Genomic DNA, 25,529 nt, shown 5'->3' with positions numbered 1-25,529 from the left:
TCGAACTTCTCGGGATCGAACCGCCCCGCCTTCTGGTTCACGATGTGGGTGGCGAGGTCGAGCATGTCCTTGGTGACCTTCACGTCCTGGATCTCGTCGAAATACTCCTGCTCGCTGCGCACCTCATAGGGATAGCGCAGCAGCGTGCCGACCAGGCCCTTGTCCATCGGCGCCAGCGCGATGATGTGCTCGCGGTTGGTCAGCACGACCCGTCCGATGGCCACCTTGCCCATCTCGCGGATGGTCTCCCGGATCACCGCGAACGCGTCGTGCCCGACCTTGCCGTCGGGGCGGATGTAATAGGGGCGGATCAGGTAGCGCGGATCGATGTCGGCTTGTCGACGAACTCGTCGATCTCGATGGTGCGCGTGGACTCCAGCGCGATCTCCTCGAGCTCTTCCTTCGACACCTCGATGTACTGGCCCTTCTCAACCTCGTAGCCCTTGACGATGTCCTCGTTCTGGACCTCGTCGCCGGTGTCCGCATCGACCTTCAGGTATTTCTCCGAGGTCGCCGGGAAGAGCGCCACCGGACAGGTGGCGAGGGACAGACGCAGGAAGCCTTTCCAGTTGGCGCGCGGGGCCATGTTACGCAGAACTCCATTGGGGTGGCCTGGATTCAAGACGAACGGCAGATGCCAGTTCCGACAGGCCAGCCTTTCCGGCGAAGATTCATTCGCACTGTCCCTCGCCGGCAGCGGAAACCAACGGATGCCCATTGACTCAAATGGAACAAATGAAGAACATGGAAGGGATGTCCGCCGCTTCTGACCCTGCTGCGCCCGCCCAGGACGATCTCGAGCTCGCCGCGGATCAGGCCATCGAAGCCTGCGGCGGAGATCCCCGGGAGGCGGTCAAGGCGTTGTTAATCGCCATCGACTTTCTCGAGGCCGAGGCCAACAAGCTGCGCGCGGCGGTTTCGAAAGGATATTCGCGCGGGAGGCATGGCCCGCAGCGCGAACGCAAGGAGTGACTGCGATGGACGTCACCTACTACGTGGCACTGCCGTTCGTCATGGCCGACGACGGCGTCGCGCCGGGCGAGGCGGTAGAATGCCTGAGCGCCAACGCCGCCGTCATGCGTGCCGAAGCGCTCTCCCGGAAACCAGGCTGCACAGGCGCGGTCGCCTTTTCGCGGACCGGAGACCCGTCCAGCGGCGACTTCGGCGACGCCAAACTGATCCGGAAGTTCGGCGAGGTGCCGGACGATCTCAGCGCGCTCTGACCGGCACGAACCGATCATTCCTCGCCCGGGGCAGCGGCATCGCCCGACTCGAGCAGGTTCAGCGCGGTCTCGATCTGCGCGAGTAGGCGCTCGATTTCCTCGCGTTCGTTCGGTCCGGTACCGCTCTGCAGTCGCTCCATGAGCGCCTGCTTTCGCGCAAGCAGATTTGCGACAGCCGACACATCAGACCTCCCCATATTTGGCATCTACAATTGAGTTGGTGCGGCAATGACGAACTCGCCAGTCCTGGCTCTGCGAGGCCCAAACCGCCCGGGCCGATTTCTTCCGGGCCACTATTTCGCCGGCGGCCGCAGCGGGCCGTCCACCCACTTTCGGGCGGCGGGATCGTGCAGCGGATCGTCGTCGCAATCGGAGCAGACGTAGCGCTCTCCGCCTCTGGCGCCCTCGTCGCGCACGAGCTTCATCGCCCGCCCACAGTGCGGGCACGGCTTCCGGATTGGATGTTGCAGCGACATTTGGCTTCCCCCGCCTCGGTCAGCGTAGTGCCCTTTGCCGGGCGGGCACAAGCGATCTCTTGACGTGAGCCTCGTCGACCATCGAAGATCGGCATTCGGTGATGTTGTGGGGTGGCGTCATGGAAGAGTTCTACAGTGGCTTCGCGCAGCGGGCGCGCGATCTGGCGGAGAAGGCCGACCCGTTCACAAGGCGGCGGCTTCTCGATCTGGCCCAACGGTACGAGCTCAAGAGCAGACCGGGATCGACCTACGGTCGACCCTCGCCGCCCGCGCGCGCAACCCCGCCGACGGTGCTCTTCTCGGGCTCCGGCGAAGCCTGACATCGGGGCCTGCTTTCGCCCTGCGAAGCGCGGTTTCCAGGCGATTGGCCAGTCAACCCGGCGAGGTCGCGCCACCGAGCAGCTGCGAGACCGCGGCGGCCAATTGCGCCGGCGCAAAGGGCTTTTGGATCAAGACGCTGCTACCGACACCCTGCGATTCCCAGTCAGGCGCGCTGGCGCTCGTCATGTAGACCACAGGAAAGCTAGGCGTGATTTCCCTGATCTGCCGCGCCAGCTCCCAGCCGCTGATGCCGTCACCCAGGTTGATGTCCGTCAGCAGGACCCGACATCCCTCGCGGCCATCGCAAAAAGTGGACATGGCCTCCTCCCCCGAATGGACCGAACAGGCCTGGAACCCGCCGTCGGACAAAGCGTCCTCGACGAAGCTTGCGACGAGAGCCTCGTCCTCCACGACCAGAACACGAACGGCATCACTCACTTTCAAGTCTCCTCGGCGATCAGGCCTGATCGTCGACCGTGGCGGTGCATCGAGCAGCCAGACGCCAGAGTCGTCCCGCCTCAGGCCACCGGCACACCGTAGTAGGCGTTCACGGAGCGCGTGGTCGCCGGGTCGCTCCAATTCCAACTGCTCTCGTCGGCGTATTTGGGGGCGCCGCGGAGCTGGTCCTGGGTGACACCGGTGACGTAGCCGCCGAGGTCGGTGTCGTATTTCAAAGCCTGCCAGGGCAGCGGATAGTGATCGTCGCCGATGCCGAGCAGGCCGCCGAAGCTGAGCACCGCGTACGACACCTTGCCGCTGACCTTGTCGATCATGACGCGCTCGATGTAGCCGACCTTTTCGCCGTCGGCCCCGTACACGTTCGTACCCTCCACCTTGTCGCTGCCGATCAGGCTGAGCGTCTCGCGATCTTCCATGGCCATGGTTGATCTCCTGAATGTTGTCTTCGGAAGTCAACGGGGCCACGATGGCTCAGTTCCTGGCAGAAGCCGCGGCTAAACGTTGATCTCCAGGGCATCGGATGAGGTGGCCGCGATACCAGTCCGATAGAGATCGCAGAGGAGCGCGAAGATGGAGCTGACCGATCTGGAGCGCGATTTTTTGAGGAAGCTCCTCGGTGAATCCTGGGTCAGCCCGCCGACGTTCGACCACGAAATCGTGGCGCGGCTCGTGGAGCTGGGTTTCGTGGAAACCGAGCCACTTCCATCCGGAGATATCGACTATCGCATCACCGACGCCGGGCGGGCGGCGGCTACCGCGTGAACCGCAGATCGGCGAGCCGCGGGCAGATCGGAGGAACGATAACCTCGCCACCCTATTGGACTGCAGGGACCGTCGCCCGCCGTTGAACTACGGCGCCTGTCGCGGATAGCCAAAGGTCTCACGACCCGCTATTCAGAACTAGCGCTCGCGAGGATAGCCAAATCGGTATTCTCGCAGCTACGCGCCCTCGCCGGCAGGCGCGATCTCCATCCCGCACCCGCACGACTTATTTGCCGCGCAGCGACAGACTGATCCGCGTTACGACGTCGTCCCACTCGCGCTCTTCGCTCGCCGGGTAGTTGATCAGGACGCAGTGAATCAATCCGCTCGAGAAGTTGCACCGGTTGTACCAGACCTTGTCGGCCTTGTAGCTGGAAACCGCAAATAACCGAGGCGTCGTTCGCTTGTACTGAATGCGCGCGGGCGGATGATTCTTTGCGAGAAATGCAGCGGGTGAATCGTTTGCGACGTTGGGTGCGGCCTGTATCGTAAGGTCGGCTCGGCCGTCGGCCGTCCGAAATCGCTGTCCGTAGCCATCCGGCCGGCCGGCTTCTTCAGTAAAGATCGAGGCCGGGAAATCGACCGAGGTACCGGTCTGCGCGATGGAATAGGTCGTCCATCTCACCGGTTGCGCCGAAACCGCGGAGGTCGAGGCGACAAGTGCAAAAACTAGCACCGACACAACCCAATTCATTGGGTCTCCTTCCAGGAATCATGAAGACCCGACGAGCGGCGTCTTTGCTGCCACGCCTGCGGCCGTCAGGATCCATTTCATGAGCTTTCTGCGGGCTCGGGTTCGGGAGATCAATTCGATCCGAAGGCGGTCGTTCCGCTGCGAGCGCGTCCCTGACTACGCTCCGCGATTCCGCTCGGGCAGCGGAGCCGGCCTCGTCGGCGAGAGCGGCACCCACCCTCGCGTCAAGGAGCAAGTCGCTGGCCTCCGAGTTTCCCATCTGCTGGAGCGAAATCGTTCATGCATGGAGAGGTCGTGCGGGCGGTCAAGGAGAGCAAACGGTCCAAGAGGTCCCGCTTCCTCCGCGACGCGATGGTGGACGTGCAGATTGCCGGCCGCGGCATTCGCAGCAGGCGGGTCCTGCTGGCGATGCGGCAGGTCCCCCGCGAAGTCTTCCTTGGTCGGCGGTTCGCGGAAGCCGCGTACGAAGACAGCGCGGTACCGATCCCGAAAGGACAGACCATCTCTCAGCCCTACATCGTCGCCAGGATGCTCGAGGCTGCCGCGATCGCCAAGTCGGAACGGGTTCTGGAGATCGGCGCGGGTTCGGGTTATCTGGCGGCGCTCGCCGCCAAGCTCGGGCGGGAGGTTTGCGCGCTCGAGCGCCATGAGGCATTGGTGGAGCGGGCCCGGTCGCGCCTTCGGCATCTCGGCTGCCGCAATGTGGACGTGCGTCATGGCGACGGGACCGCAGGATGGCCGGAAGGCGGCCAGTTCGACGTGATCCTGGTGTCGGCCGCCGGCGCGGAGACGCCCGCGGTCCTCAAGACTCAACTTACTCTGTTGGGACGACTGGTCATCCCGATCGGCGATCCTAACGGAGTGCAGTGGCTGACGAAGCTGACACGCGAGCCGGACGGCAGTTTCATCGAGGAAAGGATCGAGGAGGTCCGCTTCGTTCCTCTGATCTCCGGCTAAGCCCGCTCGCCGTCTCAATTGGCGCAAAAAACCGCCCGGAGGCGGTTAGTTTTTGATCTTCGCTTCTTCTGCTTACTTCTTGAGGGCGTCAGCGGCGTCCCGCGCTGCATCTTTCACGTCCCCCGCGGCGTTGTGGGCGGATCCCTTGGCCTTATCGATCTTGCCTTCGGTTTCCATGTCCTTGTCGCCGGTGAGCTTGCCGGCACCTTCTTTGATGGCGCCTTTTGCCTTGTCGGCGGCGCCCTTCACATGTTCGCGGTCCATAATCGTATCCTTTGCTGTCCGGAAGACCAGCACAACGAAAGTGTTGCGCAGAGGTTCCTCGCAGAACAAAGCACGGTGTTTTCAACGAACACCCTGAACGTGGCCCTTGGCCGAGCAAAGCTGGGCGTTTGCATGTCGGCTATTGGCGGCAGGCCGGACGCATGGCCATGCATATCCCAATCGCCACCCGCGCTGACGAACAGCCGCGGCTGCAACGACGAATGCAGACCGGACGCCCTCTATCGTCGTCCTGGGATCGCCTCATTCCATCCGAGCCTTGTCTTTCAGATCGCGGATCCGGGTTTCGGCTTCTTCCTTCGAAGTCACGATCTCCGATTCGTCCGGCACACGCGCGATTGCACTGAGCCTCTTGAGCTCGTCGAGTTGTTCTGTTGTGGGCTTTTCCATCTTCGAATCCTTGAGCGCTTGGACGACGGCTTCGTCGTCGAGAACATCCAGCAGCTTGTTTATGGTTTGCTCGCAATCTCTGGGGCCGGGCTCGACATGCCGGGCCAAGATGCCTTGAGCGTCTTCCAAGGCTTTCGCAACTCGCTGTTCCGGATCCATGACCGGTACTCCACATACTCCGCAGGAAAACGCGGCTATGATCGGCGCGTTCCTTTGCTTAGCCACTTGAACGAGCTGGCCCGCAGCAGACCTTCGGAGGTGATGTCACGGTACTCGATGTCGGCATAGAACTTGGGTTCGACCCACGTGGCCTTCGGCTTCCTGATGGTCTTGGTCAGCTTCTGCTTCGGACTTACCACGGTGTCGAGCGCCTTGCGGATCTGCGCCGAGGTGGTTCGGCTCCATCCGGTCCCGACCTTTCCCATGTAGACCAGATCCTTGCCTTCCTTCTTGCCCAGATAGAGCGCGGCTACGCCGGATGGGTCCTTGATGAAGCCGACCACGGGAAACTTGCCCTTCTGAACGACCTTGATCTTCTGCCAAGCCTCCACCCGATCCGATCGGTATGGTGCATCCACCCGCTTGGAGACGATGCCTTCGTAATTCAGCTTGCTGGCTGCGGCGAACAGTGCCTGGCCGTCCGCTTCGTGGTGCTCGCTATAGAGGACGGGCTCCTTGAGGTCGCGCTCCTCGATCAGATCCTTGAGCAGCCTCTTCCGCTCGATTTGCGGCTCTTTCCGCAGATCTCTGCCGTCCAGCCAGAGCAGATCGAAAGCGAAGTAGACCAATCGATCCTGATCGCCTCTGCCGAGGTCTGCCCGCAGCTCGGAGAAGTTCGCGCGCCCATCATGGATGACGACAACCTCGCCGTCGACGATGGCCTGTCCTTCGATATCGAAGGCGCCCGCAATCCTTGAGAACTTGCTGATCCAGTTGTAGCCGTTGCGGGTGTAGGCCCGGCGATCGTCTCCGTCGATCCGGAGCTGAATGCGGTACCCGTCGTATTTGACTTCGTGAATCCATTGGGATCCCGAAGGCGCCTTCAGCTTCAGGGTCGCCAACTGGGGTTCGATGAACCCCGGCATGGTAGGGACCGCCGGCACTTCAGCCCTAGGCGCCTTTGTACACTTTGCCACGCTACGCAACTCACAAAATACCCGCCGCCGGGTTGGGGCCGACGGCGGGCAGTCTACCTACCTCAATCAACAAGTCTCGCAACTTCGAAGGCGGCGAGGAGTTCCAGCGACCGCTGTTCGCAAGGTTTCGAGTTTTGCGCCAGGCCGCGGCGGGCGCCGATGGGCGATCCAGTCATTCGCAGAGCCCATCGAACTCTCAGCGAGAGCCGGCGTTTACTGACATCATGTCAGACGCATTCGATTACTTCCGCGCCTACGCCGTCCGAGCGCTTTGCAAGGCGAGATCCATGCCGCGGGGCAAGATGAAGCACCTGCAACTGGTGGCCGGCCGGATCTACAATCTCCTCAAGAAGGAGGCTGCCTACGGCCCCAACGTCCAGCACCTTGAGGACTTTCGCGCAGCCCAGAAGCTCGAGAGCTCTCTCGATCGCCGGCCAAGTGACCGCTCCGGCCGCCGCCTAACTCCGGCGGCGCCGCAAAGCTCGGACCGGGAGGCTGGCTGAATGCCTTTGCTTGACGCGCGCGGTGTGGCAAGTCTCCTGCGAGAGTACGCGCAGCGCACCGCCTTGCGAGGCGGCAATCCCTACCGGGCGAAAGCCTACTCTCGGGCCGCCGACAGCCTGGCGGCCCTAGCCGTTCCTCTGGACGTGCTCATCGCCGAAGATCGACTTACTGAAATCTCGGGCGTCGGCGATGCTATTGCCGACATCATCGCCAAGGTTCACCAGACGGGCAGTCATCCCAGCCTCGAAAAGCTGCGGAAGGAGATTCCCGCGGGCGTGCTCGAGATGCTCGCTGTGCCCGGCCTTCGTCCGGAGAAAGTGCTGCGGCTCTACAAAGATCTGGGCATCGCCTCCCTCACCGAGTTGGAGGCCGCCGCCAAGGATGACCGCATCAAGAAGGCCAAAGGACTCGGCGCCGCGCTGCAGACCAAGATCCTGCAGAACCTCGCGATTGCCAAAAGCGGAGAAGGCCGCCTCCACCTGCACCGCGCCGCCGCGCTGCTTGCGCATGCCAAGGACTCGATCCGCAAGTCACGCCCCGAACTCAAGCGTGCGACGATCGCCGGCGATTTCCGCCGCGGCTGCGAACTCGTCGGCGATCTCGCGATCGTTGCGGAGGCTGCCAAGCCGGACAAGTCATCGACGCCATCGGCCGACGGGCTGCAAATTCGAGTGTCCGACCGCAAGCACTTCGGCGCCGCCCTTCTCTTCGCCACCGGTTCCGCCGCCCACATCGAGCAGCTCCAAGCCTTGGCGGCCGAGAAGGGTCTGCGGTTGGACGCCGACGGCTTGCACAAGGGCCGCACGCTGATCGCCGGCGAGGAGGCCGACATCTATCGCGCGCTTGGTTTGCCTTTCATCGATCCCGAACTCCGGGAGGGGCGCGGCGAGGTCGAGCTGGCTCTGAAAGGCAAGTTGCCGAAACTTGTCACCGACCATGACCTCCGCGGCATCCTTCACTGCCACACCGATGCGTCCGACGGCACCGAGACCCTTGAGAGCATGGCCAAGGCCACTCGCCAGCGCGGATTCGAGTATTTCGGTGTCGCCGACCATTCCAAATCCGCCTACTACGCCCGCGGTCTGTCTGTAGAGGAGATCGCGCAGCAGCACCGGGAAGCCGACCGCCTGAACAAGCGCTTCGGCAAGGACTTCCGGATCCTCAAAGGCATCGAATCGGACATCATGGCTGACGGCTCGCTGGACTATCCGGACGAGGTGCTGGAGCGCTTCGATTTCGTGGTCGCCAGCATCCATGGGCGCTTCAAGCTGGATCGCAAGGCGCAGACGCAGCGCCTGCTTCGGGCTATTTCCGCCCCTCACACCACCATGATCGGCCACATGACGGGGCGACAGCTTCAGCGGCGGCCGGGCTACGAAATCGACGTCGAGAAGGTGCTGCGGGCGTGCGCCAAGCACGACGTCGTCGTCGAGATCAACGCCCACCCATGGCGGCTCGACCTGGACTGGCGCTGGCACCGGGCCGCCCTCGACTTCGGCTGCATGGTGAGCATCAATCCGGACGCGCACTCGATTCCAGAGCTCGACCACATGCACTGGGGCGTCGAGGTGGCCCGCAAGGGCGGGGTCCCTGCCGATCGGGTCCTGAATGCGATGAAGCTTCCCGAGATCACGCGGTACTTCCGCCAGAAGCGGCGCTCGCTCGCCTGCGCTGCCTGATGCCGCAGGTGCAAGATCTCTCCCTCGATGGAAAGGTGACGGCGGTCGCCGCCGACCCTGGGCACCACTTCAGCAAACCGGTCCAGGACCGCATCGTTTTGGTGGAAGGACACGGCGTCCAAGGCGACGCCCACGCCGGCTCTTTCGTCCAGCACCGCTATCTCGCCCGCCGCCGGCCACGCCTGCCCAATCTCCGGCAGGTCCACTTGATCCCGGCCGAGCTCTTTGCATCCCTCTCGGAAGCCGGGTTCGAGGTCGCAGCGGGGGACATGGGTGAGAATATCACAACGACTGGCCTGGACCTGGAGCGGATGCCGCTCGGCACCCTGATCGAGTTGGGTCCCACGACTATCGTCGAGCTGACCGGTCTCCGGACGCCCTGTGTCCTCATCGACCGCTTCCGGCCCGGCCTTAAGCAACAGGTGCTCTCGTCGTCGGAAACGGGCCCTCCGTTCAAATCCGGGGTGCTGGGCGTGGTACGGGCCGGCGGGATGGTCGCGGCTGGCGATACCGCGCGGGTTCGCGTCCCGTCTTCCCCGTTGCGGCCACTGCCCGCCGTGTAGAAAGACCCTATCATGGACCGAAAATCGACTCTGCCTCGTCGTCTGCAGCCCATGCTGGCCACGCTGACCGATTCACCGTTCGACGATCCCAATTGGGTTTTCGAGGACAAATTCGATGGTTTTCGTATGGTCGCGGAAATCCGGGGTGGTCGGGTCGCGCTCTACAGCCGCAACGGGAAAATCATCAGCCACTCCTATGTCGAGGTCGCGAAAGCACTTGAAGGCGTGAAGGCGGACGCGGTGATGGATGGCGAGCTGGTCGCGATCGGACAGGACGGCGCATCCCATTTCCAGTTGCTCCAGAACGCCCTGCGCCATGAGGCCAAGCTCTTGTACTGTGCGTTCGACCTCATGTTCGCAGACGGCGAGGACCTGCGTGGGCTGCCGCTCCTCGATCGCAAGAAGCGGCTCAAGGCCATCCTGCCGCGCCACAAGCTGATCGCGTTCAGCAACCACCGCAAAGGCAAAGGAACGAAGTTCTTCGCAGAAGCCGAGCGGAGACATCTCGAAGGTATTATGGCAAAGCGCGCCGACAGCCCGTACGCGTCCGGACGCCGGACCGCCGATTGGCTGAAGGTCAAGACCGCGCAGCGCCAGGAGGTCGTGATCGCCGGCTTCACGGCACCGAGGCGAACCCGGCCCTTCTTCGGCGCCCTCGTGCTGGCGGTACGCGAACGCGATGCATGGCGGTACATCGGCCACGTCGGTACAGGCTTCAGTCATCAGGTTCTAGAAGAGCTTCACGGCAAGCTCGTGAGGCTCAAGACAGTCACGTCGCCCTTCACTACCAAGGTGAAGGACGAGCGGGTCACGACCTGGGTGCGTCCTTCGTTGGTCGCAGAGGTGAAGTTCGCGGAGTGGACTAGCAAGGGAGAACTGCGCCAGCCAGTCTATCTAGGCCTGCGGTCCGACAAGAAGGGCAAGGAGGTCGTTCATGAAAAGAGTTGGCCGCGAAACTAAGGAGCGGAGGCGGAGCAAAGCCCCCGGGTCAGCCGGCTTCGCGCTCGGATGCTGAAGGCCACGGCGGCAGGGGCGGCAACCCGAGAGCCTTGCGTACAGGTCCGAACGACGTCCGATGAGCTGCGCATGCACCAAGCCTGGCGAGAGCTTCGTAATGAGCCGGCACCGGGTAGCCCTTATGATCCGCGAAGCCGTAGCCGGGGTGGCGGACGTCGAGCGTTCGCATCACCGCGTCGCGCTCGACTTTCGCCAGGATCGACGCAGCAGCGATGCTGGCGGACTTGGCGTCGCCTTTGATGATGGCCTGCTGAGGGATGTCGATTTCCTTCAATCGCTTCGCGTCGATCAGCAGGTGCTGCGGCATCAACACGCCCGCAATCTGCCGCAAGTGCTACGTGCACCCGGAAGTCCTGAACGCCTACATGTCCGGTGACCTTGTGAATATGATCGAAGCCAAGATCGCGGGGAAGTTCAAGCGCCAGTACGCCAAGCTCACGCCGGACGAGATCATGGTTCTGGCGTTTCTGCGCAAGCGTCTCGATTCTCTGAAGGCCCCCGCCTAGTCCTGCGATCAGTTCTTAGAAGGCGCCCTCCGCGATCGGTTGCGAACTGGCCTCAGCGGCACGCGCTCTCGTCGGCGGAAACGAGCCCTCGGTTTCAAATCGGGTGCTGCGCGTGGTCCGGGCGCGCGGGACCTTCGCGGCTGGCCATAACCCTCGGGGTCGGCTTCTCTCCTGATCTCGCCTCTTGCCGGCTCTGTAATATGCCCCGTGCATAAATCGGCGGCCCAATAGCCGAATCGAAGCGTGCCTCCAACGTTGCTCGCCCGCGCGGATGAGGTGATTGAATAAGCGCGTCAGCCGGCCCGGCAGAAAGCTGGGTTGGAAGGCTATCGGAAGCCGGGAAACGTCAGTCGCCCGGTCATATCCGGCGCATCTTTACCATGCTATCTTCATGCCCAGCGGGGCCACGTTTTGTCCCACGCAAATCACATCGGTCCGACACACCCGCAGTTACTGCAATGGTGGTTTCGAGGAGGTTCCGATGTTCGCGAACCGTCGCGATTTCCTATTGTCCGGAGCCTGCGCCGCTTCCGCGGCTCTATTCGGGAGTGCGGCCGCTCGGCTCAAGGCCCAACAAACCGAGCCCCCGCCAGAAACCACTACAGTCCGCCTCGCGAAGGGCCCAAGCATCTGCATCGCACCTGTCTACGTGGTAAGCGACCTGCTAAATGCCGAGGGCTTCACCAACGTCGTTTATGTCGAAACCGGCACGTACACTGGCAGTGGCGCGTCGCAGGGCAAAGCTATCTGGAAAAGCGATGTTGACTTCAACCTAAATTTCTCTGGTCCACTTCTTCTGGAGATCGATAAAGGCTTGAGCACTACCATTCTGGCCGGGATTCATGTCGGCTGCTTCGAGCTATTCGCCAGGGATGGCATACGCAGCGTCGCCGACCTCAAGGGTCGAACCGTCGGCATTCAATCGCTAGAGTCGCCTCCGCATGTGTTCTTGAGCGCGATGGCTACACTTGTTGGACTCGACCCAAACAAAGATTTCGAGTGGGTGACGAGCGCGAAGGTCAAGCCGATCGAATTGTTCGCCGAGGGAAAGATAGACGCCTTTCTTGGATTTCCCCCAGAGCCTCAACGTTTGCGCGCGCAGAACATCGGTCATGTTATCGTCAACAGCGCGCAGGATCGCCCTTGGTCGCAGTATTTTTGCTGCATGTTGGCTGGGAATCGGGAATTTGTCCGGAAGAACCCCGTGGCCACCAAACGGCTGGTTCGCGCCATGCTGCGGGCGACGGATCTATGCGTGAGCGAGCCAGCTCTTACTGCCCAGCGCATAGTAGAAAGAGGGTCCACAGCCCACTTGAACGACGCCGTTCAAACACTTGCAGAGGTGCCCTACAACCGCTGGCGCGACTACGATCCCGAGGACACTATCCGCTTCTACGCGCTCCGTCTGCGCGAAGCAGGGATGCTGAAATCAAACCCTGCGAAAGTCATCGCGGATGGGACCAACTGGCGGTTCCTGAGCGAAGTTCGACGTGAACTTGGAGGCTGATTCCGAGGCAATCTCGAGGAGGTTCTTATGGATACGAACCGTCGCGACTTGCTGTTGACTGGGGCCTGCGCTGCGTCCACTGCCCTTTTCTGGAGCGCTACCGCTCGGCTCAGCGCCGAACAGCCCAATCCGCCACCAGAGACAACAACCATCCGCCTTGCGAAGAATCCGAGCATCTGCATTGCTCCTCAGTACGTGCTGAGCGACCTCTTGAATGCCGAGGGATTCACAAACGTCGTTTACGTAGACTCTGATGCCGGCGTGGAACAAACCAAAGCAATTGCGAAGGGCGACATCGATTTCACCTTGCATTTCTCCGGTCCACTTCTTCTCGAGATCGATCGGGGTGCAAGCATTACCGTTGTGGCTGGGGTTCATGTCGGCTGCTTTGAGCTATTCGCCAAGGAGGACATACGCAGCGTCGCCGATCTGAAGGGTCGAACCGTTGGCCAGCAGGGGGTCGGAAGTAGCCCGCACGTTTTCATCAGCGCGATGGCGACGCTCGTCGGACTCGATCCTAACAAGGATATCGAGTGGGTGACGAGCGCGTCAGTCAAACCGATCGAGTTGTTTGCTGCGGGCAAGATCGACGCCTTCCTCGGATTTCCGCCCGAACCACAGCGCTTGCGTGCGCAGCACATCGGCCATGTTATCGTCAACAGTGCCCTGGATCGCCCATGGTCGCAGTATTTTTGCTGCATGTTGGCGGGTAACCGCGAATTCGTCCGAAAGAATCCCGTCGCGACCAAGCGCGTGGTTCGTGCCATGTTGCGCGCGACCGATTTGTGCGTGAGCGAACCGGCTCTGGTTGCTCAGCGCATGGTAGACAGGGGTTTCACGCCCCGCTACGATTATGCGATTCAGACATTAGCGGACGTACCCTACAACCGCTGGCGAGACTACGATCCCGAAGATACGATCCGTTTTTACGCACTTCGTCTGCGCGAAGCGAAGATGCTGAAATCGAACCCTGCGAAAATTATCGCGGATGCCGTCGATTGGCGGTTCCTCAACGAGGTTCGACGTGAACTTCGAAGCTGACCCGACTTCGTTTCTTGGTCAACGCGAACTCGCTGCAACGTCGCGAGCAAGTGGGGGCAGAGCGTCAGTGAAGGGCGCTCTCTTCGGCTTCGCATCGCGACCTTCACTCCGCACAAAGTTGCTGATGGCCTTCCTCGTCATCGAGGCACTCTTGGTCTCGGTTGGGCTTATTGGCCTTCTTTCCTTGCGCGAAGCTGATCAGAGGGCGAACCAGGTCGTCGCCCTGCAGCACAAGATCGAAGCGTACCGACAAATGCAACACGCAACGCTTCGACAGCTTTACGTCGTCTCCACGGCTCTCGCGTTTCCGAACGAAACGACATTGGCCGTTGCGCTGCGGCAGATCAACCAGTTTGGCTACGACCTTGACCGTGTCTCGTTCGTCGCAAAAGATGAAGTGGCGCTGCTCAATCAGTTGCGCGAAGAGTATGGGCGCTTCATTGCTGTAGTCTCACACATCGTCGATCTCATCCGCAATAGGCAAACGACTGAGGCCAAACAGAGCGAACTCCTGGAGCTCAGCCCCCTCGCGGACAAGTTGGAACGGTTGACCAATCAATTGGTCAACCGGGCTGAAGCTGACATGGTGGCCGGCATAGATGCGAGCCAGAAAACCTATGCTAGATCTCAGCTACTTGTCGGCGCCGTCGCGCTCACAAGTTTCATACTTACGCTGGTCTTGGGACATGCGATCTCCCGATCGGTGATTGACCCAGTCCGCATCATCCACAACGGTTTGAATCGAATAGCGGCTGGTGACTTCAGCCAGCGCATCGAGGTTCCCAATCGGGACGAACTTGGGGAGCTTGCGGCGCACGTCAACTTAACCTGCAAAGAGCTGCAGCAGCTCTACGAAAACCTTGCGGAGGCGAGCCGACACAAATCGCAATTTCTTGCAAACATGAGCCATGAACTTCGGACGCCGCTGAACGCGGTGCTCGGCTTTTCGGAGCTCCTGCTCGACGGCATATACGGCGACCCTCCGGAAAAAATGCGGTCAGCCCTTGAACGAATCCAACGGAACGGCAGACATTTGCTTGGGCTGATCAACGATGTCCTCGACCTCTCCAAGATTGAAGCCGGACAGCTTCGCCTCTGTTTGGCCGACTATTCCGTGGAAGAACTGCTTAGTGGTGTTTACGCCTCCGTTGAGTCCCTCGCCGCCGAAAAGAATTTAGGATTGAAAATTTCTGTTCCCGATGGCCTACCGCCGGCGCGGGGAGACGAACGCAGGCTTGCACAGGTTCTGCTCAATCTTGTTGGAAATGCGATCAAATTTACCGAGGCGGGAGAGGTTCGGATCGAGGTCGAAGCCAAAGGAGACTCCTACACATTCTCCATCCAGGACACGGGCCCGGGCATTGACGAAACCGATCAAGCAAAAATCTTCCAAGAATTTCAGCAGGTCGACAATTCAATCACCAAGGCAAAGGGAGGCGCGGGATTGGGCCTCGCCATCGCAAAGCTCATTGTGGAGATGCATGGTGGGCGGATCTGGGTAGAGTCCCGTCCCGGTCGCGGCGCAAAATTCTCCTTCTGGGTGCAAGCCCGGCTTGAGCAACAGGCGACACAGACATGAGCAAGCGCGTATTGGTGGTCGAAGATCAGGAGGATAATCGGCAAATTCTGCGCGATCTCCTTGCGAGCGCCGGTTACGAAATGATTGAAGCGTACGACGGGGAAGAAGCGCTCATAGCGGCGCGAAGCGAAAAACCAGACCTTATTTTGATGGATATCCAACTGCCCAATCTTGACGGCTACGAGGCGACGCGGCGCATAAAAGCACAAGCGGACCTCCAGCATATTCCAATCGTAGTCGTTACCTCCTACGCGCTTAGCGGGGATGAAGAAAAGGCGCGCGCGGCAGGTTGCGATGCCTATGTCGCGAAGCCCTACAGCGCACGAAAACTACTCGAAATGATCAATGGATACCTGACATAGGTTCCAACCCGCGTCGACCGGGAACGGAAATGCATAATCCACCTCAAATCTTGATTGCAGACGACAACGAGAATAATCGTTGCATTCTTGTCGCGCGCCTCGCCGCAGAGGGGTATGAGACAAGGGAGGCTGAAGACGGCGAGAGAGCGCTTGCGGTCGTGCGCGAGGTTACGCCGGACGTCATTCTGCTGGACGTGATGATGCCCAAAGTCGATGGCTTTGAGGTCTGTCGGCGATTAAAGCGCGATGCTTCGCTGGGGTTTGTTCCAATCATCATGGTTACGGCGCGAGCCGATTCAAAGGATGTTGTCACGGGACTTAACGCAGGCGCCGACGAGTATCTGACCAAACCTGTCGACCATGCAGCGCTGGTTGCCCGTGTGCACTCCATGCTCCGCATTAAAGAACTGCACGATCGAGCAGAAGCCCAGGCGGCCGAACTCGCGTCGTGGAATAGAACGCTTGAGCAGCGTGTCGCCGAACAGATAGCGCAGATCGAACGTGTTAGTCGTTTGAAGCGTTTCCTTTCCCCGCAGATCGCAGAACTCATCCTTTCTTCTTCGCCAAATGAGTCCCTGGCGACCCATCGCAGACAGGTGACGATAGTCTTCTGTGACTTGCGAGGATTTACCGCCTTCTCAGAAGTTGCCGAGCCCGAGGAGGTGATGGCCGTTATGAGCGAGTATCACACAGCTCTGGGCTCTCTCGTCCATGAGTTTGAAGGCACGTTGGAGCGATTTATGGGGGACGGAATCATGGTAATTTTCGGAGATCCGATTCCTTGTCCCGATCCGTGCGCACGAGCTGTTCAAATGGCGGTCGCGATGCGGACCCGTCTATCTGAATTGTCCAGCAAATGGCGGCGGGAAAGCCACGAACTTGGTTTTGGAATCGGCATCGCACATGGATATGCGACGCTCGGCCCTATCGGGTTCGAGGGCCGCTCTGAGTACAGCGCGATCGGGACAGTGGTCAATCTCGCGGCCCGGCTGTGCGCGGAAGCGCGCGACGGCCAGATTTTGATCGATAGCAAGGTGCGCGCGGCGATCGACGAGAGAGCCACGACACAGACGGTAGGCGAACTAACGCTCAAGGGCTTGCATCGTCCTATCACCGCCTACAACGTAGTTGAGACGACGACTTGAGTATGTGTCAACAATCAATTTGCGCTGCGCGATCGATCTAGGCCCACCGATGCCTGGGATCAATTTGAACTCCGCCCTGAGCCCAGCCTCATTCTTTTATGGTTCGCGCAATTGTGCGGGGCTTACCGTGTCTGCCTGTGGCCCGTCAGCGAAGTTGCGCCTGGTCTGATGACGGTCCGCTCATTGCGCCAGAGCGGACCCCTGCTCGGCCCATTGCTTTGGCTTCGGTGTTTTCATGATGCGGCTCGATCCGCACCAGTTAACCAGCGAGCGTAATGGCCGACACTTGGGAAATTTACGGGTGGGCTTCCTGAGGCCGGCCCTCGCCGCTGAACGGCAATTTCGATGCAAGTAAGGCGCCTTGGATCGTAGCGAGCTTATCGTTCGGCCTAACCCAAGGTCAGCCGTCATTGGGATTGTCGGCTATTGGCCGTAAACCGGACGTAGGGCTGCGCTTGGCACGACCGCCGCTTGTGACCCATTTCCAGACCTTCAGCGCTTCGGCGCGCTCCCATCCGCTGCGGTGTCGATCTGGCCAATGCGCCCAGGCAATTTACTAGTGAGGCCTCGATTGTCCAATTCACTCAGGAGAGTTTGGGCCTCCCGCAGGTCAAGCGTATCTAAGCCCTCGGTGAACCAGCCGTAGGTCCCTGCAAGGAGATCCTGGGCCTGGCGTCGCTCGCCGCGTTCGGCCCAGAGCCGCGCGAGCGACGTTGCGGCGCGGAGCTTGAGGGACATGGCCTGCTGATCGCGCGCGATTGCGATCGCCGTTTGAAAGGAAGCCTCGCTGGCCGAAATGTCTTTCGGATTGCGCCGGAGCAGCAACTCGCCCCTTAGGCGATGCAACTCGGCCTCGTAAAAGCGTTCCGCCCGTTCGCGCACGACACCCAGGGCCTGGTCGAGGACCGTGAGCCCCTCATCGATGCGGTTCACTTTGTTGCATGCTTCCGCGATGAGAGCGAGGAAACACGGCTGCCAGAGCCCGGCGCCAGTCGCTCGGAGATCGGCCAGCCCCTGCCACATTTGCAGGATGCACTCCTCCGGTTTCCGTCCGCTCTCGACCAGCGCCCAACTGTGTAAGATGGCCCCCATCGACCTCCAGAGCGGATAGCCGTGCTCGTCACATAAGCGGACAGCTGCCTGCGCCAGTTCCTCCGTGCTGTGCGTGTCGCGGAGGAACTGGCGGAGCCACGCGGCCCAGACAAGGGCCAAAGCTCGGCTGTGAGGATGGGAGAGCTCCTCAGCCAAAGCGAGCGCCCTCTGGCTCCTGTCGAGGGCATGGTCGGCAAAGCCGAGAAACCACCAAGCGAGAGCTGCATAGGAGAGACACACGACGCCAGGATCAATGCCGTAGGTATAGGCGTGCGATCGGAGCAGCTTTGCGTCGTAGAGCGCTGTCCCTTCTTCCAGTTTGGCGCGGGCGAGAGCCACCTCTCCGAGCCAGAGCAAGGGCACCCCAAGGGCCCGGTGGGCCTCCACCAGGAGGGTCTGATCGCCCAGGCTCTGCGCCAGCTCTGTAAGATGCTCACCGACCTCTTGGGCAGCCTTCAGATCGCCTCTGACATGATAGATCCTGTATAGCCCGTGCAGCACCGGGAAAAGCTGGGGCGTGTGGCCGATATGGCTGCACAGCGCGCGGGCGCGAACGTAGGCTTGTTCGACCTCCGGGGCCGCATAGCCCCTGGTCGCCATCAGCGCCGACCCGAGCGCCAGTTGGAGTTCTAGCTCGCGCTGGACGCGTCCAGTGATGTCCGGAGAAGCCTCAACCAGTTCTAATCCGCGGGCCAAGTGGCTGATTGCCTCAAGATAGGTTGACCGCTCCAGGGCGCGCGCGCCAGCCCTTTGGAAGTAAACGACCGCCTGGTCACTCAGCTGCGCCTCTGCATAATGATGCCCGATGAGCTCGGGATGGGTCTCGGCCGTTTGCGGAAACCGCTCCTCGAGAACGGCGACAATCCTCGCATGAAGCTGCTGGCGACGGCTCCGGAGCAGGCTGCGATAGGCCACCTCGTGCACGAGCGCGTGCTTGAAGCGGTAGCTCGCGTTCGGCGGTGTGCCGCGGCAGAACACGAGTTCCGAGGCACATAGTCCCTTGAGTGCATCTTGCAGTGTGTCCTCACTCAGAGAGGCGGTCTTGGAGACCAAATCGTATGAGAACTCCCGACCGATGCAGGCGGCGATTTGCGCCACTTGCTTGACGGGAGCGAACCGGTCGAGGCGAGCCATGAGGCTGTCGTGCAGGGTGGCCGGGATCGCGAGCGGCGGCAGGGGGCCGATGAGAACGTAGCGGTCGCTTTCCTCTACCAGTAACCCCGACTCCAGGACCACCTTGGTCAGCTCCTCGACGAACAGCGGCACCCCATCGGTCCGGGCCAAGACCTGCGCGAGCACTTCTGCGGGCAGTGCCTTGCCGCCCGTGAGCTGTTCGACCATGGATGTGCCCTGCCGGCGCCCGAGGCGGCTGAGGGTCAATAACGTGAGATGCGCGTGGCCAGACCAGCGCGGGGAAAACTCGGGCCGGCAAGTGATGAGCACAAGCATGGGCAGGGTCCGCACACGCTCGATCACCGACTCCAGCAGTTCTAGCGTGGTTGGATCGGCCCAATGCACGTCCTCATACACGGCCAGCACTGGCCGGTGCGCGGCCAATCCCGTAATTTGATCCACGAGCGCCTCGAACGTGCGCTGCTTCTGCTGCTCTGGGCTCAACTCGAGCGGCGGATAGCGGTCGGCGATCGGGATCGACAACAGCGAGGCGAGCACAGGCGCGGCCTCAGCAACGTCCCGGGTCGCCGCGGCGATGAGCGTCTCCAGCTTGTCGAGCTTCTCCAGCGGGCCGTCATCCCGGGCAAAGCCAGCGCCTCGTTCGAGCAGTCTCCCTGGCTAGGCGCTCGCGCAGCGCACGGACAAGGCGCGACTTGCCGATGCCGGGCTCGCCCGACAATAAAACGACCTGGCCCTCGCCGTCACCGACCCGTTCCCAGCGGTCGAGCAGCAGCGCCAACTCTTGCTCACGACCGACGAGCGGCACTAGGCCCATCCCATGCAGGGCCTCGAAGCGATCCTCCGCTGCGCTTTGTCCCAGGACGCGCAAGACGCGCAAGGGCTCGCCGAAACCAGCCAGTCGTCGCCGGCCGGGGTCTTCTACGTCGAACAGACGGCCGAGAAGCCGGTAGGTGCTCTCGGCGATTACGACCTGTCCGGGTTCAGCCAGCGCCTGCAAGCGGGCAGCCAAGTTCGGGGTCTCGCCGATCACGTCGCGCTCCAGAGCCTCCCCCGAACCGACCAGATCACCGATAACGACAAGGCCGGTCGCGATGCCGATGCGTGCGGCCAACGTTTGGCCGTCCGGAGATCGGAGCGCAACCACGGATCGAGTGACTGCGAGGCCTGCGCGCGCCGCCCGCTCCGCATCGTCCTCATGCGCGATCGGCCATCCGAAGTAAGCCAAGACGCCGTCGCCCATGAACTTGGCGACATGCCCCTCGTAACGCGAAATCTCACCCGCGACCGTATCCTGATAGGCGCGAAGGACCTTCCGCATCTCCTCCGGATCGAGCCGCGCCGACAGTGCCGTCGAGCCGACCAGATCGACAAACATCACCGTGACCTGTCGCCGCTCGGCCCCGGGGAGCGGCAGGGCTGTCCCGGCCGCGGCCGGCGCCTCCACGGAAGGAGTGGTCGCCGGAACAGAGCCGACCCGCAGGGCGGCGATCGCTGCGAGCAGCTTGCGGCGGTGGCCGATCGAGGTGACTCCAAGTCCAACCAGGTCCTCGGCCGTGAGGTCGACAAGAACCTCGGCATCAATGTCGTTCGCGCGGAACGCTTGCTCGTAATGTCCGAGCCCCAGACCATGCAGCCAAGCTGCGACGTCCATGGGCCCCTCCCGACGTGTCAGAGCACCAAGTGCTTCAGCCTACCGCAAAATGGCGTGCGGGGCGCGATAAAACGTCATGAGCTGCCTGTGGGCGAAGGGCCACTCCTGGCCCGTGACTGACGTTGGCCCAGAGCGCTAGGGTGTCCGCTTTCGGCAGATGACCCGACCAGCTCATGCTGGCCAACGAGGGCTGCCTTTGACCCAGAACCGACTTTCGATCTGGCAGTGGGCACGCTCTAGTTTACTTGGGTGTAGAAGCGCGCATCAATACGAGGGCATGATGAAAACTGCCTTTCTCGTAACAGTGATCCTCACACTTTCGACGAGCGTCGGCTTCGCAGAACAGTCCGCGCAGTGCCGAAACTTTGAGGCGACAATTGCGCTTCAGATGACCAAAGAGGGTTGCTCAAGCCAAATCGACCTTTGCACTATTGGGACAGTCATGAGCGACGATCCCGCCCTAACCGGCGCAACGTGGCTTTTCACGGCCCATGGAATGGCTGAAACGGGAGGACTGCCTTCGTTGCTCAAAACACTGCAATCTTACGCGAGGACGGTGCTAGTCACGGCAAAAGTGGGAACATTCACGACCACCACTGCCGGCATGTACGACACTGAGAAGCCTTCAGCCAACTGGATAAGATCGCCAAGGGAACTGATCGATTCAGCAACTCCAGGGGCCGACTCATTTTTCTCACCGGCATCGGTCGGCAAGGCGGCGGGTTTGATTCGCACGCTCACGGCGAGTTGTGCGTGGACGAGTAACTAGGCGGGTCCGCTTCATACCTTCCGTTCAGACGGCTTGGCCAATTGCCATGCTCGTCTACAGCGTCAACTACCGGTATTTGGGATCGGGGTCTTCGGCTCGGAGCTGGAAATGGTCTCTCGAAGTATTGCGCTGGCAGCCTGCAGATCCGGTGTCGCAAAACCGTCGGTAAACTGACTATACAGCGAGGCGAGCAAGTCGTGGGCCTCGCCGCGCCGATCCTGCTCTCTCCAAAGTCGTGCAAGATGTGTCGCGGCGCGCAATTCCCACAGCTTTGCGCCTTGCTGGCGCGCCCTTGCAGCGGCATGCCCGAACCGTGCTTCCGCGGCAATTGGGTCGGGCTTAGGCAATTGCAACATTAGCTCGCCCGCGATCCGATGGAGTTCGGCCTCGAACCACCCCTCGCCGGTTTCTTCCACGCGGTCCAGCGCCTTTGCAACCAGCTCCAAACCTTCCTCCACTGCGCCCAAACGGCCGTGCGCCTCAGCCTGCAGGCCGAGGAAATACGGCTCATAGAGACCAGCCCCGGTGGCACGCCATGCCGGTAGGCCCAGCCGAAGCTGCGTGAGCCCTGTCTCCGCTTCCCCCGACTGAGTCAAGGCCCAACCTCGGATTACCGTGGCGGGCGCGAGGAAATGCGGAAATCCGTGTTCATTCGAGAGCTCAATCAGTGCTTCGGCTCGGTCCTTCGCCTCACGCCACGCCAGACGATACTGCTCGAAGAAAGCCGCGAACAAAAGGGCGTACGCCACCGTATTGAGGTGAGCGAGCTCACGTGCCGCATCGAGCGCTTCGCGACTCCGCGCCCGGGCCTGCTCCGGACAGCCCAGCGCAAACAACGCCCATGAGAGCCCCGACAGCGCCGCCACCCGCGGATCCTGCACGTAGAGAGAGGCGAGCGAGTGATGCTGTTCCCGGTCATAGACGGCAAGCGTCCGCTCCAGATGGATGCAGGCAGCCGGCAGTTCTCCGCGCCATAAAGCACCGGTCCCGCAGATGCGGTGAGCAACCACCGCTGCGGTCGTGTCATGATGGTCCTGCGCCCGGCGAAGAAACTCGTCTGCCACGTTTCGCGCGGCGTTGTGCTCGCCCCGCACGCCGTGGAACACCCATTGACCATAGAGCAGGGGCCAGAGCTGGGCGGTGGCGCCGAGCTGCTCGCAGAGCTCGCGAGCACGGGCGTTGGCGCGCCCGGCTTCCGGCGCCGCCCAGCCTTGCGTTGCCATCAACGCCACACCCAAGGCCACTTGGAGGTCGAGTTCTCGCCGCGGGCGATTGACCTCCGGCAAGCCCGCGAGCAGGTCCAACCCATTGCGCAACTGCGCCAGCGCTTCGGCCATCGCCGAGCGGGTGATGGCTCGCTGTCCCGCCCTGAGCCAATAGTCGATCGCCGATTCGGCCAGCCCGCCCTCCATGTAATGGTGGGCCAGAAGCTCCGGCTGCGCTTGCACTGTCTCCGGAAAATGCTGCTCGAGCGCGGCGGCGATCCGGGCGTGCAGGCGCTGCCGCTTCGCGCGCACCAGCGTGGCATAGGCGGTGTCCTGCACGAGTGCATGCTTGAAGCTATAGGTCGCCTGCGGCGGCGTTCCGCGCCGGAACACCAGGCCCGAGCTGACAAGGTCGTCCAACCCCGCCTGCAGATCGCTCTCCGGCAGCGCGGCCGCAATCGCGAGCAGTTCGTGAGAGAATTCCCGGCCAATAGCGGCTGCGACCTGGGCCACCTCCCGGGCCGGAGCCAGCCGGTCGAGCCGCGCCAACAGCGACTCCTGGAGCGTGGCGGGGATTGCCATCGGCGGCAGCGGCCCGGCGAGCGCATAGTGGTCGCCCTCATCGCGGAGCAAATTGGTCTCCAGCACCGTCCGCGTCAGTTCCTCGACGAACAGCGGCACGCCGTCCGTCTTGGCGACGATATGGTCGAGCACCGCAGGGGGGAGCGCCTTGCCGCCGCTCAGCCGCGCGACCATGGCCGCACCCTGCCGGCGGCTCAATCGGCTGAGGGTCAGCGCGGTGACATGGGCATAGCGCATCCAGGGCGGCTCGAACTCGGGCCGGAAGGTCATGAGGACGAGCACGCGAGCGCCTTGCACCCGGTCGACCAGGAGATCGAGCAGCTCGAGCGAGGTCGGATCTGCCCAGTGCACGTCCTCGTACATGGCCAGCACGGGTCGCCTTGCTGCGAGGCTCAATACCTGAGCGACCAGTTCCTCGAGCGTCCGCTCCTTCTGCCGATGCGGGCTCATCTCGAGGGGCAGGTACCGCGCACCGGTCTCGAGCGACAGTAACGCCGCGAGCAGCGGAGCCACTGCCGTGAGATCATCGGTCGATAGCGCAAGCAGCGCCTCGAGCTTGTCGAGCCTCGTTGCGGCGGGATCGTCCGCGACGAAGCCCGCCGCCCGCTCCAGCAAGCCGATCACCGGATAAAGCGGGCTGGTCTGATGGTGCGGTGAGCAGTAGTGGCTCAGGGTGGTATGCGGGTCATTTTCAAGTCGTGCGCGCAGCGTTCGCATAAGGCGTGATTTGCCGATGCCAGCCTCGCCCGCCAGCAGAACTACCTGGCCTTCACCCTCATTGGCTCGCTCCCAGTGCTCAAGCAGTAGGCCGATCTCGTTGTCGCGGCCGACAAGCGGCGTCAGGTCTGCCCCGTGCAACGCCTCGAACCGGCTCTCGGCGGTGCCTTCCCCGATCACCCGCCACGGCCGCACTGGGACGGGAAATCCCTTCAATATCTGCATGCCGAGCTCGGCGAGTTCGAACAGCCCGCCAACGAGCTCCCGGGTGCGAGCGGAGATCACAACCGTGCCCGGGTCGGCCAGGGCTTGCAGCCGCGCCGCGAGGTTCGGCGTGTCGCCGACCACCGTCTCCTCCCGCGCCGCGCCTTCGCCGATCAACTCGCCGACAACCACCGGGCCGGTGGCGATGCCGACACGGGCCGCCAGCGTTTCGCCATGCGCCGATCCGATGCCGTGCATCGCCGCGACTGCGGCGAGCCCCGCCCGCACCGCGCGTTCGGCTTCATCCTCATGGGCGCGCGGATAGCCGAAATAGGCCAGCACGCCATCGCCCATGTACTTCGCCACGTACCCTTCGAACCGTGCGATTGCGATCGCCACTGCGCTCTGATAGATCCGCAGCACTTTGGCCATTTCTTCCGGATCGAGCCGCGCCGCGAGCGCGGTTGAGTTGACCAGGTCGACAAACATCACGGTGAGCTGACGTCGCTCGGCTTCGGGTCCAAGCCAAGCCTTTTCGGAGATAGCGGTGGGCGCGGACGTGGCAGGTGTGATGGCCGAAATTGAGCCGGCACGTAGGGCAGCAATGGCGGCGAGCAGCTTGCGGCGATGGCCGATCGAGGCGACGCCGAGCCCGATCAGATCCTCGGCCGTGAGGTCGCTGAGGACCTCGACGTCGATGTCGTTCTCCCGGAACGCCTGTTCGTACCGTGCCAACCCCAGACCACGCAGCCACACCGCGACATCCATGGGCGCCTCCCGGCTCTCGTCTTCAGAGCGCTAGGCAATCCAGCTTACTTCAAAATGGCATGCGGTAGGCGCGGTGAAACGTGACGCTGCACAAGTCCGCCGACAATATATCTTCGCGCTGGCGGCGCCCCTCATTGGCTGGGTCGTGCTTTGCGCGGTGCTCGGACAGGCCGGCTTGCTATTCCTTGGCACGATCGTAGGCCTGCCGTTTATCTACTTGTTCGGACTTCCTCTTGCCGTTCTCGTCTATTGCCTTGATCGAGAGATGATCAATCGATCACTTCCGCTCTGGTCGAGGAGTGTCGCTTGCTTATTCTTGGGAGGTTTGCTCTCGGTCAGCCTCCTTTACTTTGTGCCGCTTCCCTTCGGCTTTCGTAGTCCTCCCATTTTTCTCGGAAGCTTGCCCGGAGCCGTTTCCGCATTCGTCTGCGTCTGCTGGGGCGGAAGGTAAAACGCCATGCGCTCGATGTCAGCTTGTGGCCCGTAGCGACGGAAATCTACGTCCGCTCACTTGTCGGCAATAGGGGTACGAGCGGACGCGTTGTGCTCAACGTGAGTTCTTCGCAGTTTGACCCGAAGCGGTCTCGATACCCGAGCGTTGGAAACACGCTCAGCTTCGGCGACACCGCATTGGTTTCATCAAATGGTCTAAAATTTGAAGCGCTGGCACGCCAAGATTGAAGATGCCACCTAACCGTTGACCTATGTCAAAATAGGTACATTGATCAGAGGTTACAATGATACTACGATACCACCGGGTTCGCAGCCATCTTGCTACGCCGCTTTTGCGATCCGAAGACTCTT

27 protein-coding genes and 2 pseudogenes are annotated in these 25,529 nt (G+C 61.9%); 16 read left to right on the top strand and 13 right to left on the bottom strand.

Annotation, left to right across the window (positions count from 1 at the left end; genetic code table 11):
* Positions 1–586 (bottom strand): annotated as a pseudogene (gene ku, locus GA0061098_RS41295) (non-homologous end joining protein Ku); the annotation flags it as partial.
* Positions 587–726: 140 nt separating this feature from the next.
* On the opposite strand from ku, the gene GA0061098_RS41290 reads away from it, so the two are divergent.
* Positions 727–972, top strand: a complete 246-nt coding sequence (locus tag GA0061098_RS41290) for a hypothetical protein (protein ID WP_430649297.1) — start codon at positions 727–729, stop codon at positions 970–972.
* 5 nt (positions 973–977) lie between these two features.
* Positions 978–1,223 (top strand): hypothetical protein, encoded by a 246-nt coding sequence (locus GA0061098_RS41285; protein WP_018643612.1) that lies wholly within the window; start codon positions 978–980, stop codon positions 1,221–1,223.
* 14 nt (positions 1,224–1,237) lie between these two features.
* On the opposite strand, the gene GA0061098_RS45480 is transcribed toward GA0061098_RS41285, so the two are convergent.
* Positions 1,238–1,405 carry a hypothetical protein gene (locus GA0061098_RS45480; RefSeq protein WP_018643613.1) on the bottom strand — a complete coding sequence of 56 codons (168 nt, stop codon included), beginning with the start codon at positions 1,403–1,405 and terminating at the stop codon, positions 1,238–1,240.
* Positions 1,406–1,516: 111 nt separating this feature from the next.
* On the bottom strand, positions 1,517–1,648 hold the full coding sequence (locus tag GA0061098_RS47140; RefSeq protein WP_283808041.1) for a hypothetical protein: 132 nt from the start codon (positions 1,646–1,648) through the stop codon (positions 1,517–1,519).
* Positions 1,649–1,818: 170 nt separating this feature from the next.
* Between GA0061098_RS47140 and GA0061098_RS41280 the strand changes: the two genes are divergently transcribed.
* A complete protein-coding gene (locus GA0061098_RS41280; RefSeq protein ID WP_091967463.1) occupies positions 1,819–2,019 on the top strand; it encodes a hypothetical protein in 201 nt (66 codons plus the stop codon).
* Positions 2,020–2,071: 52 nt separating this feature from the next.
* On the opposite strand, the gene GA0061098_RS41275 is transcribed toward GA0061098_RS41280, so the two are convergent.
* Positions 2,072–2,458, bottom strand: a complete 387-nt coding sequence (locus GA0061098_RS41275) for a response regulator (protein ID WP_091967467.1) — start codon at positions 2,456–2,458, stop codon at positions 2,072–2,074.
* Positions 2,459–2,538: 80 nt separating this feature from the next.
* Positions 2,539–2,901, bottom strand: a complete 363-nt coding sequence (locus GA0061098_RS41270; protein WP_091967461.1) for a PRC-barrel domain-containing protein — start codon at positions 2,899–2,901, stop codon at positions 2,539–2,541.
* A gap of 148 nt (positions 2,902–3,049) precedes the next feature.
* Here GA0061098_RS41270 and GA0061098_RS41265 point away from each other — a divergent pair, with 148 nt between their 5' ends.
* Positions 3,050–3,241, top strand: a complete 192-nt coding sequence (locus GA0061098_RS41265) for a hypothetical protein (RefSeq protein ID WP_091967459.1) — start codon at positions 3,050–3,052, stop codon at positions 3,239–3,241.
* 226 nt (positions 3,242–3,467) lie between these two features.
* Here GA0061098_RS41265 and GA0061098_RS41260 read toward each other — a convergent pair whose 3' ends face one another.
* On the bottom strand, positions 3,468–3,935 hold the full coding sequence (locus GA0061098_RS41260; protein ID WP_091967456.1) for a hypothetical protein: 468 nt from the start codon (positions 3,933–3,935) through the stop codon (positions 3,468–3,470).
* A gap of 279 nt (positions 3,936–4,214) precedes the next feature.
* Between GA0061098_RS41260 and GA0061098_RS41255 the strand changes: the two genes are divergently transcribed.
* Positions 4,215–4,892: a protein-L-isoaspartate(D-aspartate) O-methyltransferase gene (locus tag GA0061098_RS41255; RefSeq protein WP_091967454.1), complete on the top strand. Its 678-nt coding sequence runs from the start codon at positions 4,215–4,217 to the stop codon at positions 4,890–4,892.
* A gap of 72 nt (positions 4,893–4,964) precedes the next feature.
* Here the strand turns inward: GA0061098_RS41255 and GA0061098_RS41250 are convergent, their stop codons facing one another.
* From GA0061098_RS41250 to ligD (GA0061098_RS41240), 3 genes are all read right to left on the bottom strand, one after another.
* Positions 4,965–5,156, bottom strand: coding sequence for a CsbD family protein (locus GA0061098_RS41250; RefSeq protein WP_060912872.1), 192 nt, complete (start codon positions 5,154–5,156; stop codon positions 4,965–4,967).
* A 261-nt stretch (positions 5,157–5,417) separates the two neighbouring features.
* Positions 5,418–5,723 (bottom strand): hypothetical protein, encoded by a 306-nt coding sequence (locus GA0061098_RS41245; protein WP_091967452.1) that lies wholly within the window; start codon positions 5,721–5,723, stop codon positions 5,418–5,420.
* Between the two features lie 35 nt (positions 5,724–5,758).
* Positions 5,759–6,649: a non-homologous end-joining DNA ligase gene (gene ligD / locus GA0061098_RS41240; RefSeq protein ID WP_091967450.1), complete on the bottom strand. Its 891-nt coding sequence runs from the start codon at positions 6,647–6,649 to the stop codon at positions 5,759–5,761.
* A 338-nt stretch (positions 6,650–6,987) separates the two neighbouring features.
* On the opposite strand from ligD (GA0061098_RS41240), the gene GA0061098_RS41235 reads away from it, so the two are divergent.
* From GA0061098_RS41235 to ligD (GA0061098_RS41220), 4 genes are read left to right on the top strand one after another with little or no spacing between them, the layout of a single operon-like run.
* On the top strand, positions 6,988–7,203 hold the full coding sequence (locus GA0061098_RS41235) for a hypothetical protein (protein WP_091967465.1): 216 nt from the start codon (positions 6,988–6,990) through the stop codon (positions 7,201–7,203).
* Entirely contained in the window at positions 7,204–8,883 is a 1,680-nt protein-coding gene (locus GA0061098_RS41230; protein WP_091967448.1) for a DNA polymerase/3'-5' exonuclease PolX, read from the top strand.
* Positions 8,883–9,446, top strand: coding sequence for an MOSC domain-containing protein (locus GA0061098_RS41225; RefSeq protein WP_091967447.1), 564 nt, complete (start codon positions 8,883–8,885; stop codon positions 9,444–9,446). The genes GA0061098_RS41230 and GA0061098_RS41225 overlap by 1 nt, the downstream gene beginning before the upstream one ends.
* A 12-nt stretch (positions 9,447–9,458) precedes the next feature.
* Entirely contained in the window at positions 9,459–10,406 is a 948-nt protein-coding gene (gene ligD, locus GA0061098_RS41220) for a non-homologous end-joining DNA ligase (protein WP_091967446.1), read from the top strand.
* Positions 10,407–10,434: 28 nt separating this feature from the next.
* On the opposite strand, the pseudogene GA0061098_RS41215 reads toward ligD (GA0061098_RS41220), so the two are convergent.
* Positions 10,435–10,773 (bottom strand): annotated as a pseudogene (locus tag GA0061098_RS41215) (ribonuclease HII); the annotation flags it as partial.
* 55 nt (positions 10,774–10,828) lie between these two features.
* Here GA0061098_RS41215 and GA0061098_RS45770 point away from each other — a divergent pair.
* From GA0061098_RS45770 to GA0061098_RS41185, 6 genes are all read left to right on the top strand, one after another.
* Complete coding sequence (locus GA0061098_RS45770) at positions 10,829–10,969, top strand: hypothetical protein (protein WP_208610739.1); 141 nt, start codon at positions 10,829–10,831, stop codon at positions 10,967–10,969.
* Between the two features lie 481 nt (positions 10,970–11,450).
* Positions 11,451–12,476 carry an ABC transporter substrate-binding protein gene (locus GA0061098_RS41205; RefSeq protein WP_165637945.1) on the top strand — a complete coding sequence of 342 codons (1,026 nt, stop codon included), beginning with the start codon at positions 11,451–11,453 and terminating at the stop codon, positions 12,474–12,476.
* A gap of 27 nt (positions 12,477–12,503) precedes the next feature.
* On the top strand, positions 12,504–13,517 hold the full coding sequence (locus tag GA0061098_RS41200; protein ID WP_091967444.1) for an ABC transporter substrate-binding protein: 1,014 nt from the start codon (positions 12,504–12,506) through the stop codon (positions 13,515–13,517).
* A gap of 124 nt (positions 13,518–13,641) precedes the next feature.
* Complete coding sequence (locus GA0061098_RS41195) at positions 13,642–15,096, top strand: sensor histidine kinase (RefSeq protein WP_165637944.1); 1,455 nt, start codon at positions 13,642–13,644, stop codon at positions 15,094–15,096.
* Positions 15,093–15,458 (top strand): response regulator, encoded by a 366-nt coding sequence (locus tag GA0061098_RS41190; protein ID WP_091967442.1) that lies wholly within the window; start codon positions 15,093–15,095, stop codon positions 15,456–15,458. The genes GA0061098_RS41195 and GA0061098_RS41190 overlap by 4 nt, the downstream gene beginning before the upstream one ends.
* A gap of 29 nt (positions 15,459–15,487) precedes the next feature.
* On the top strand, positions 15,488–16,603 hold the full coding sequence (locus GA0061098_RS41185; protein ID WP_091967441.1) for an adenylate/guanylate cyclase domain-containing protein: 1,116 nt from the start codon (positions 15,488–15,490) through the stop codon (positions 16,601–16,603).
* A gap of 492 nt (positions 16,604–17,095) precedes the next feature.
* On the opposite strand, the gene GA0061098_RS41180 is transcribed toward GA0061098_RS41185, so the two are convergent.
* Positions 17,096–19,366 carry a hypothetical protein gene (locus GA0061098_RS41180; RefSeq protein ID WP_245323947.1) on the bottom strand — a complete coding sequence of 757 codons (2,271 nt, stop codon included), beginning with the start codon at positions 19,364–19,366 and terminating at the stop codon, positions 17,096–17,098.
* 76 nt (positions 19,367–19,442) lie between these two features.
* Positions 19,443–20,480, bottom strand: coding sequence for an adenylate/guanylate cyclase domain-containing protein (locus GA0061098_RS46690; protein WP_245323946.1), 1,038 nt, complete (start codon positions 20,478–20,480; stop codon positions 19,443–19,445).
* 280 nt (positions 20,481–20,760) lie between these two features.
* Between GA0061098_RS46690 and GA0061098_RS41175 the strand changes: the two genes are divergently transcribed.
* Positions 20,761–21,249: a hypothetical protein gene (locus GA0061098_RS41175; RefSeq protein WP_129591088.1), complete on the top strand. Its 489-nt coding sequence runs from the start codon at positions 20,761–20,763 to the stop codon at positions 21,247–21,249.
* 62 nt (positions 21,250–21,311) lie between these two features.
* Here GA0061098_RS41175 and GA0061098_RS41170 read toward each other — a convergent pair whose 3' ends face one another.
* The gene (locus tag GA0061098_RS41170) at positions 21,312–24,725 is read right to left on the bottom strand and encodes an adenylate/guanylate cyclase domain-containing protein (protein ID WP_091967439.1); all 3,414 of its coding nucleotides are present in this window, start codon (positions 24,723–24,725) and stop codon (positions 21,312–21,314) included.
* Positions 24,726–25,529: the final 804 nt, after the last annotated feature.

Origin of the sequence: Bradyrhizobium shewense, from assembly GCF_900094605.1 — a bacterium.
GTDB lineage: Bacteria > Pseudomonadota > Alphaproteobacteria > Rhizobiales > Xanthobacteraceae > Bradyrhizobium > Bradyrhizobium shewense.
This window is presented reverse-complemented; position numbering and strand designations above follow the sequence as displayed.